The sequence below is a fragment of the Nocardioides sp. genome (genome assembly GCF_025964975.1).
Taxonomy (GTDB): domain Bacteria; phylum Actinomycetota; class Actinomycetes; order Propionibacteriales; family Nocardioidaceae; genus Nocardioides.
Window position 1 is genome coordinate 26060 of record NZ_JAOPXV010000002.1, and the last position, 7738, is coordinate 33797.

Here is a 7738-nt window from a genome sequence, read left to right on the forward strand (position 1 = left end):
GCGAATCATCAAACATAGCGCGGAATGTGCCTCATGCGCGCACGGAGCGAAGCGAGTACGTGCATGAGTGATCTTCCTGTCCTCTCGATCCTGATCGCCATCCCCTTGGTGGGGGCGATCGTGACGGCCTTCTTGCCGGCGCACCTCGCGCGGCTGGCCGGGCTCGTCTTCGCCGGGCTCACGCTGGCGTGGGGCGCCATCGCCGCCGTCACCTCCTATTCCCTCGACGGCGGGATGCAGCTCACCGAGACCCACGCCTGGATCGAGGCCCTCGGCGTGCACTACGCCCTCGGTGTCGACGGTCTGGGCCTGCTGATGGTGCTGCTCACAGCCGTGCTGGTCCCGGTCGTGCTGGTCGCCTCGTGGCACGAGGCCGACGAGCTGGGCAACAGCGGCAGCCGGACCTTCGTGGCCTGGGTGCTCGCGCTCGAGGCGATGTCGTTGGCCGTCTTCTCGGCCACGGACGTCTTCCTGTTCTACGTGGTCTTCGAGGCCACCCTCATCCCGGCCTACTTCCTCATCGGTGGCTTCGGCCGCATCGGCCGCGGACGGGCGGCGACGAAGTTCCTCATCTACCAGCTCGCGGGCGGGCTGATCATGCTCGGCTCGGTGATCGGGCTCTACGTCGTGTCCGCCAACAGCGGCAACCCGTCGTTCCTGCTGTCCGACCTCGCGGCGCTCGACATCGACCCGATCACCCAGCGCTGGCTCTTCGTCGGGTTCTTCATCGCCTTCGCGATCAAGGCACCGATGTTCCCCGTGCACACCTGGCTGGCCGACACGACGGAGAAGGCCACCACCGGGACCTCGGTCCTGCTGGTCTGCGTGCTCGACAAGATCGGCACCTTCGGCATGTTGCGCTTCTGCCTCGGGCTGCTGCCGGACGCCTCGCAGTGGGCCACGCCCGTCGTCGTGGTCCTCGCCCTCATCTCCATCGTGTACGGCGCACTGGTGGCCATCGGCCAGGACGACCTGCTGCGCCTGATCGGCCTGACGTCGCTGTCCCACTTCGGGTTCATCGTGCTGGGGATCTTCGTCTTCTCCAGCCAGGGCCTGTCCGGCTCGATCCTCTACATGGTCAACCACGGCATCGGCACCGCCGCGCTCTTCCTGGCGGCGGGCTACCTCGTCCGTCGCCGCGGCACCGCCTCGATCCGGCTCATGGGCGGCGGGATGGAGAAGGTCGCGCCAGTGCTTGCCGGGGCGTTCCTGATCTCCGCCCTCGCCGCGGCCGGTCTGCCCGGGCTCTCGCCGTTCGTCTCGGAGATGCTCGTGATCATCGCGGCCTTCGACCACGCGTGGTGGGCCGGCGCGATCGCGGTCACGGCCATCGTGCTGGCGGCGATCTACGCGCTGTGGATGTACCAGCGCGCGATGACCGGTCCCGGTGCCGTCGACCTCGTCGATGCCCACACGGACGCTCAGCCCGTGACCGTCGGCGCCGCCGGCGGTACGGGCTCCGGATCCCACCCCGCCGTCCCGGGTGTAGGGACGGGATCGCGCTCCGCCGTACCAACCACGAGCATGCGCGACCTCGACGCCCGCGAGGTGGGGACGCTGGCGCCGCTGCTGCTCGCGCTGGTGCTCCTCGGCTTCTTCCCCATGCCGCTGCTCGACGTCATCAATCCACACGTCGCCGACCTGATGAGCGACGTCGGCGTCTCTGACGCGGAGCCACAGGTCAGCGGCTCGCACAGCTCGCAGGGAGACACCGATGAATGAGTTCGTGAAGCCAGTCGTCGACTACTTCGAGCTCCTGCCCCTGCTCATCGTCTCGGGCGTCGCGTGCCTCGGAGTCGTGATCGAGGCGTTCGCCCCCCGTCGGATGCGCTACCTCGCCCAGGTCGTCCTGGCGCTGGCCGGCCTCTCGGTGGCCCTGGTCGTCGTCGTGCTCATCGCCCGCGACGCGAAGGTCTACGCCGACGGTGCCGCTCGCGGGATCCTCTCGGTGGGCGGCACGATCGCCGTCGACGGGCCGACGCTGTTCCTGTGGGGTCTCATCCTCGTGCTGGCCCTCGCCGGCGTCCTGCTGTTCGCGGAGCGGCACCTCGGCGGGGGAGTCTCCGCCTTCGCCGGCCAGGCGGCCGCGCTGCCCGGGACGGAGGCCGAGCGGGAGGCGTCGACCAGCGGGCTCGACCACACCGAGGTCTACCCGTTGCTGATGTTCGCCGTCTTCGGCATGCTGCTCTTCCCGTCCGCCAACGACCTGCTCACGATGTTCGTCGGCCTCGAGGTGTTGTCGCTGCCGCTCTACCTGCTCTGCGGGCTCGCACGCCGCCGACGCCTGCTGAGCCAGGAGGCCGCGCTCAAGTACTTCCTGCTCGGCGCCTTCTCGTCCGGCTTCTTCCTGTACGGCGTCGCGCTGGTCTACGGCTACGCCGGCTCGATGAACTTCGCCGCGATCAACGAGGCCGTCCGCAACGACGCGGGCAACTCGGCACTGCTGCTCATCGGCATCGGGCTGATCTCGGTCGGACTTTTCTTCAAGGTCGGCGCCGCGCCGTTCCACGCGTGGACCCCGGATGTCTACCAGGGCGCCCCGACCCCGGTCACGGCCTTCATGGCCGCCGCCACCAAGGTCGCCGCCTTCGGTGCGATCCTGCGCCTGTTCTACGTCGCCTTCGGTTCCGATCGCTGGTCGTGGCAGCCGATGATGTGGGTGATCGCGATCCTGACGATGCTCGTCGGGGCGATCCTGGCGATCACCCAGACCGACGTGAAGCGCCTCCTGGCCTACTCCTCGGTCGCCCACACCGGCTTCATCCTGACCGGCGTGCTCGGCATCCAGGCCACCTCCGACCTGGCGCCCGGCGAGGTCACCGCTCTCCAGGCGGTGCTGTTCTACCTCGCGACGTACGGCTTCGCCACCTTGGGCGCCTTCGCGGTCGTCGGGCTCGTGCGCGACTCCGGTGGCGAGGTGACCGCTCTCGATCGGTGGGCCGGCCTCGGCAAGGAGTCGCCGGTGGTCGCCGGTGTCTTCGCGTTCTTCCTGCTCGCGATGGCCGGGATCCCGCTCACCTCCGGCTTCGTCGGCAAGCTCGCGGTCTTCTCCGTCGCGCTGGCCGCGGGCGCCTGGCCCGTCGTCGCGGTGGCGATCATCGCCAGCATCATCGCGGCGTTCCTCTACATCCGGGTGATCAAGGCGATGTACTTCGACGACCCGATCGGCGACGGCCCCACCGTGGTCTTCCCGTCGGTGCTGACCGCGACGACCATCGCCCTGGGCGCGGCCGTCACGCTGATGTTGGGCGTCCTGCCGGGGCCGCTACTCGACCTTGCCGGGCTTGCTGGACAATTCCTCAGGTGACCACCTCGTCCGCCCTGTCGCTGGCGCTCCCCGTCGATGATGAGGAGTTGGCGCAGCGTCTCGCCGAACGCCTCCGCACCGTCGAGGTGATGCTCTCGGGCCACTGCCAGGCCCGCACGGAGTTCGTGTCGCGTGCGGCCGAGCACCTGATGGCATCGGGCGGCAAGCGCTTCCGTCCCCTGCTGGTCCTGCTCGCCGCCGAGACCGGGCCGACGCCCGCGGCCGACGAGGTGCTGACCGCCGCCTGCGTCGTCGAGCTGACCCACGTGGCGTCGCTCTACCACGACGACGTGATGGACGAGGCCGACCTGCGACGCGGAGGTGACACCGCCAACGCCCGCTGGGACAACCACGTCGCGATCCTGACCGGCGACTTCCTCTTCGGGCGCTCCTCCGAGCTGACCGCCGACCTGGGGCCGGACGCGGTCCGCATCCAGGCGCAGACCTTCACCCGTCTTGTCGAGGGGCAGATCCTTGAGACGGTCGAGCCGGGGGCGGGGGAGGACCCGTTGGAGCACTACCTCGAAGTCGTGGCCGGCAAGACCGGGTCGTTGATCTCCACCTCGGCCCGCTACGGCGCGATGTTCGGCGGTGCGTCGATCGAGGTGCAGGAGGCGCTCACGGCGTACGGCGAGATTGTGGGCTCCGCCTTCCAGCTCTCCGACGACATCCTCGACATCGCCTCGGCGTCCGAGGAGTCCGGCAAGACCCCCGGCACCGACCTCCGCGAGGGTGTCCCGACCCTCCCGGTCCTGATGGCGCTGGCGTCGACGGACCCGGCCGACGCCCGGTTGCTCGAGCTCCTCGCTGCCGACCTGACCGACGACGACCTCCACGCAGAGGCCCTCGACCTCCTGCGCAAGCACCCGGCGATGGACCAGGCCCGCAGCTACGTCCTGGCCCAGACCGAGACGGCGAAGGCGTTGCTCAGCGTCCTGGAGCCCGGCTCGGTCCGCACCGCCCTCGAGGCGTTCGCGGACGTCGTGGCCACCCGCTCGACCTGAGGATTCCCGACTCAGCAGGCACTGGCCTCGGTCACCAGCCGCAGCTGTTGGCGCCGGTGGTTGATGGTCTCCAGCGTGAAGAGGACCAGCGCGATCCACACCAGGCCGAACCCGATCCAACGCCCGGTCGGCATGTCCTCGCGGAAGACCAGCACGCCGAGCGCGAACTGGATCACGGGCGCGAGGTACTGCAGGAGCCCGAGGGCCACGAGGGGCACCCGGTTGGCGGCCGCCCCGAAGCAGATCAGCGGGATGGCCGTGACGACGCCCGCAGTCGTGATGAGCAGGGCGTGGCCCACCCCGTTGGCGCCGAAGCTGGCGGCACCTGTGACTGTCAGCCAGACGACGTACACCACGGCGACTGGCGCCAGCACCAGGGTCTCGACCGTCAGGCTCTCGACCGCTCCGACGCCCGCCTGCTTCTTGGTCAGCCCGTAGGTGCCGAAGCTGACGGCCAGCGCGAGCGCCAGCCACGGCGGACGTCCGTAGTCGACGGTGAGTACGACCACGGCACCGCCGGCCATCGCCAGCGCGACCCACTGGAGTCGTCGGAGCCGCTCACCGAGCACGAACACGCCCATCAGGACGGTCACCAGGGGGTTGATGAAGTAGCCGAGCGACGTCTCCACCACGCGCTCGTTGTTGACGCCCCAGATGTAGGCGCCCCAGTTGAGGGAGATGACCACCGCGGCGACGCTCAGCAACGTCATGGCCCGGCGATCCCGCACGACGGCCAGCAGTTCGGGCGTACGCCGCATGGCTGCGACCAGGATGGCCATCGTCAGCGCCGACCACACGATCCGGTGGGCCAGGATCTCGACGGCACCGGCCGGCTCGAGCAGTGGCCAGTAGAGAGGGAACAGGCCCCACATCGCGTAGGCCGCCGTGCCGAAGAGCAGCCCACGACGCAGATCCGGCACGAGGGTCAGTCTAGTCGGGCGGGTGGCCTAGGCTTCCAGGCGTATCAGTCCACATCTCGAGGGGGACCCATGTCCATCATTCGTACCGTCATCGCCGGCCTGCTGGCCGCGCTCCTGGGCATCGGCGTCGCCGCCGCTCCGGCCCAGGCCGACCAGGCCCTGCCGAAACGCACCATCACCGAGCAGCCGCCCGCGGACCACCAGATCAACTTCAACACCTTCAAGCTCAAGGGCACGATCACCGAGGTCCAGGCCGACGGCGTGACCTACCTCGCGTATGCCGAGAAGACGGTGCAGCTGCAGAAGAAGGCGTGCGCCAAGGGCTGCTCGTGGAAGACGGTCAAGAAGTTCAAGACCGACGAGGCCGGCAAGTACAAGACCAACATCTTCGCCCCGCGCGAGGGCGTGTGGAAGTGGCGGGTGAAGGTCAAGGCGTCCAACGGCTATGGCACCACCAAGGGAACGGCCTGGGCCACCGGTTTCAATTAGGCCTCAGACGACCGTCCAGGTGTCGCCGCCACCGATGAGCGCACCGAGGCGGTCGCTGGGGGAGTCGTCGGACCCGCCCCGGGCGGTGACGATCTGGGCGCGAGCCTGGTCGTCGTAGGTGGCGCGTTCGACCTGGCGGAAGATGCCGATCGGTGACTGGTTGAGATAGCCCGAGTCGGTGAGCCTGCTGATGGCGAAGGCCGTCGACGGGTCCGGGTTGTGCGCGTCGTGGACGAGGATGTCATCCTCGTCCACCTCACGTGCCGCGACGGTTCTGATGGTGCCCGTGACGTTGTCACGGACCAGGGCCCTGCTGCCGCGACCCTCGTCGTCGAGGGCGCCGAAGCGGACCTGCTGACCGTGGACCAGCGGAATGATCGCGTCGGCCTTGGTATCGGGGCTCTTGATCGCGTCGAAGGCCCCGTCGTTGAAGATCGGGCAGTTCTGGTAGATCTCCACCAACGACGTGCCGCGGTGGGCGGCGGCAGCGGCGAGCACGTGGGTGAGGTGCTTGCGGTCGGAGTCGATGGTGCGCGCCACGAAGGTCGCCTCGGCGCCCAGCGCCAGGGACACGGGGTTGAAGGGGTGGTCCAGCGACCCCATCGGCGTCGACTTGGTCACCTTGCCGGTCTCGGAGGTCGGGGAGTACTGGCCCTTGGTGAGCCCGTAGATGCGGTTGTTGAAGAGCAGGATCGTCATGTTGACGTTGCGGCGCAGGGCGTGGATCAGGTGGTTGCCACCGATCGAGAGTGCGTCGCCGTCGCCGGTGACCACCCACACCGAGAGGTCCTCGCGAGCCGTGGCGATCCCGGTGGCGATCGTCGGGGCCCGCCCGTGGATGGAGTGCATCCCGTAGGTGTCGAGGTAGTAGGGGAAGCGGGAGGAGCAGCCGATCCCGGAGACGAAGACGATGTTCTCGCGTCGGAGCCCCAGGTCGGGCAGGAAGGACTGGACCGCCTTGAGCACGGCGTAGTCGCCGCAGCCGGGGCACCAGCGGACCTCCTGGTCGGAGGTGAAGTCCTTGCCGGTCTGCGGCTGGTCGTCCTCTCGGACCGTGGGGACTCCTTCGGTGCCGGAGCGAAGAGTGGGCAGGCCGAGCTCGGTGGTCACGAGATCTCCTCCTTGACGGGAGTGGCGGGGGTCAGGTCGACCTCGATGCCTTCGGCCTGGGCGACCAGGCCGCCGATGACATCGGCCAGGACGGCGGCCTTGAGCGGAAGTCCGCGGACCTCGTTGTAGCCGATGACGTCCACGAGGTACTTGCCGCGGAGGAGCAGCGAGAGCTGCCCGAGGTTCATCTCGGGGACGAGGACCTTGTCGTAGCGGGCCAGGATGTCGCCGAGGTCGTGGGGGAACGGGTTGAGGTGACGCAGGTGGACCTGCGCGACCTGGTAGCCGGCCTTGCGCACGCGGCGTACGCCCGCACCGATCGGCCCGTAGGTGGAGCCCCAACCCAGGACGAGGACCTTGGCTCCTCGCCCCTCGGGGCCGACCGGGTCGTCGACCTGCAGGGGCGGCAGGGAGTCGGCGATGCGGTCGACCTTGGCCTGGCGGGTGCGGACCATGAAGTCGTGGTTGTCGGGGTCGTAGGAGATGTTGCCGTGGCCGTCGCCCTTCTCGAGCCCGCCGATGCGGTGCTCGAGACCGGGGGTGCCGGGCACGGCCCAGGGACGGGCCAGCGTCTCGGCGTCCCGCTCGTAGGGCCAGAACTCCGCCTCATCCCCCTCGCCGTGGTTCTTGTGGGTGGCGAAGTCGGGGTCGATCGTGGGCAGCTCGGAGACCTCCGGGATGCGCCACGGCTCGGAGCCGTTGGCGAGATAGCCGTCGGAGAGCAGCATCACCGGGGTGCGGTAGGTGATGGCGATGCGCGCCGCCTCGAGCGCCGCGTCGAAGCAGTCACCCGGTGACTGCGGGGCGATGATCGGCAGCGGTGCCTCACCGTTGCGGCCGAACATCGCCTGCAGGAGGTCGGCCTGCTCGGTCTTGGTCGGCAGGCCGGTCGAGGGCCCGCCGCGCTG

General features: G+C 69.2%; 6 protein-coding genes and 1 pseudogene. 4 read left to right on the forward strand and 3 right to left on the reverse strand.

All coding sequences use genetic code 11. The features are described from left to right. The first annotated feature begins 63 nt into the window (after window positions 1–63). The 3 genes from JWN68_RS00225 to JWN68_RS00235 are packed head-to-tail and all read left to right on the forward strand — an operon-like array spanning window position 64 to window position 4311. A complete protein-coding gene (locus JWN68_RS00225; RefSeq protein ID WP_297732928.1) occupies window positions 64–1722 on the forward strand; it encodes an NADH-quinone oxidoreductase subunit M in 1659 nt (552 codons plus the stop codon). Next, complete coding sequence (gene nuoN / locus JWN68_RS00230; protein WP_297732931.1) at window positions 1715–3307, forward strand: NADH-quinone oxidoreductase subunit NuoN; 1593 nt, start codon at window positions 1715–1717, stop codon at window positions 3305–3307. The genes JWN68_RS00225 and nuoN overlap by 8 nt, the downstream gene beginning before the upstream one ends. Continuing rightward, a complete protein-coding gene (locus tag JWN68_RS00235) occupies window positions 3304–4311 on the forward strand; it encodes a polyprenyl synthetase family protein (RefSeq protein WP_297732933.1) in 1008 nt (335 codons plus the stop codon). The genes nuoN and JWN68_RS00235 overlap by 4 nt, the downstream gene beginning before the upstream one ends. An 11-nt stretch (window positions 4312–4322) precedes the next feature. Here JWN68_RS00235 and rarD read toward each other — a convergent pair whose 3' ends face one another. After that, complete coding sequence (gene rarD / locus JWN68_RS00240; RefSeq protein ID WP_297732936.1) at window positions 4323–5231, reverse strand: EamA family transporter RarD; 909 nt, start codon at window positions 5229–5231, stop codon at window positions 4323–4325. A 69-nt stretch (window positions 5232–5300) separates the two neighbouring features. Here rarD and JWN68_RS00245 point away from each other — a divergent pair, with 69 nt between their 5' ends. After that, on the forward strand, window positions 5301–5720 hold the full coding sequence (locus JWN68_RS00245) for a hypothetical protein (RefSeq protein ID WP_297732939.1): 420 nt from the start codon (window positions 5301–5303) through the stop codon (window positions 5718–5720). A gap of 3 nt (window positions 5721–5723) precedes the next feature. Here the strand turns inward: JWN68_RS00245 and JWN68_RS00250 are convergent, their stop codons facing one another. Both JWN68_RS00250 and JWN68_RS00255 read right to left on the reverse strand, forming a co-directional pair. After that, complete coding sequence (locus tag JWN68_RS00250) at window positions 5724–6830, reverse strand: 2-oxoacid:ferredoxin oxidoreductase subunit beta (protein ID WP_297732943.1); 1107 nt, start codon at window positions 6828–6830, stop codon at window positions 5724–5726. Next, window positions 6827–7738: pseudogene (locus JWN68_RS00255) on the reverse strand (2-oxoglutarate ferredoxin oxidoreductase subunit alpha); the annotation flags it as partial. The pseudogene JWN68_RS00255 and the gene JWN68_RS00250, both read right to left, overlap by 4 nt.

What these genes read in the sequence shown, in the direction of transcription:
- JWN68_RS00225 (WP_297732928.1), top strand. Translation starts at nt 64, where the DNA reads ATGAGTGATCTTCCTGTCCTCTCGATCCTGATCGCCATCCCCTTGGTG.
- nuoN (WP_297732931.1), top strand. Translation starts at nt 1,715, where the DNA reads ATGAATGAGTTCGTGAAGCCAGTCGTCGACTACTTCGAGCTCCTGCCC.
- JWN68_RS00245 (WP_297732939.1), top strand. Translation starts at nt 5,301, where the DNA reads ATGTCCATCATTCGTACCGTCATCGCCGGCCTGCTGGCCGCGCTCCTG.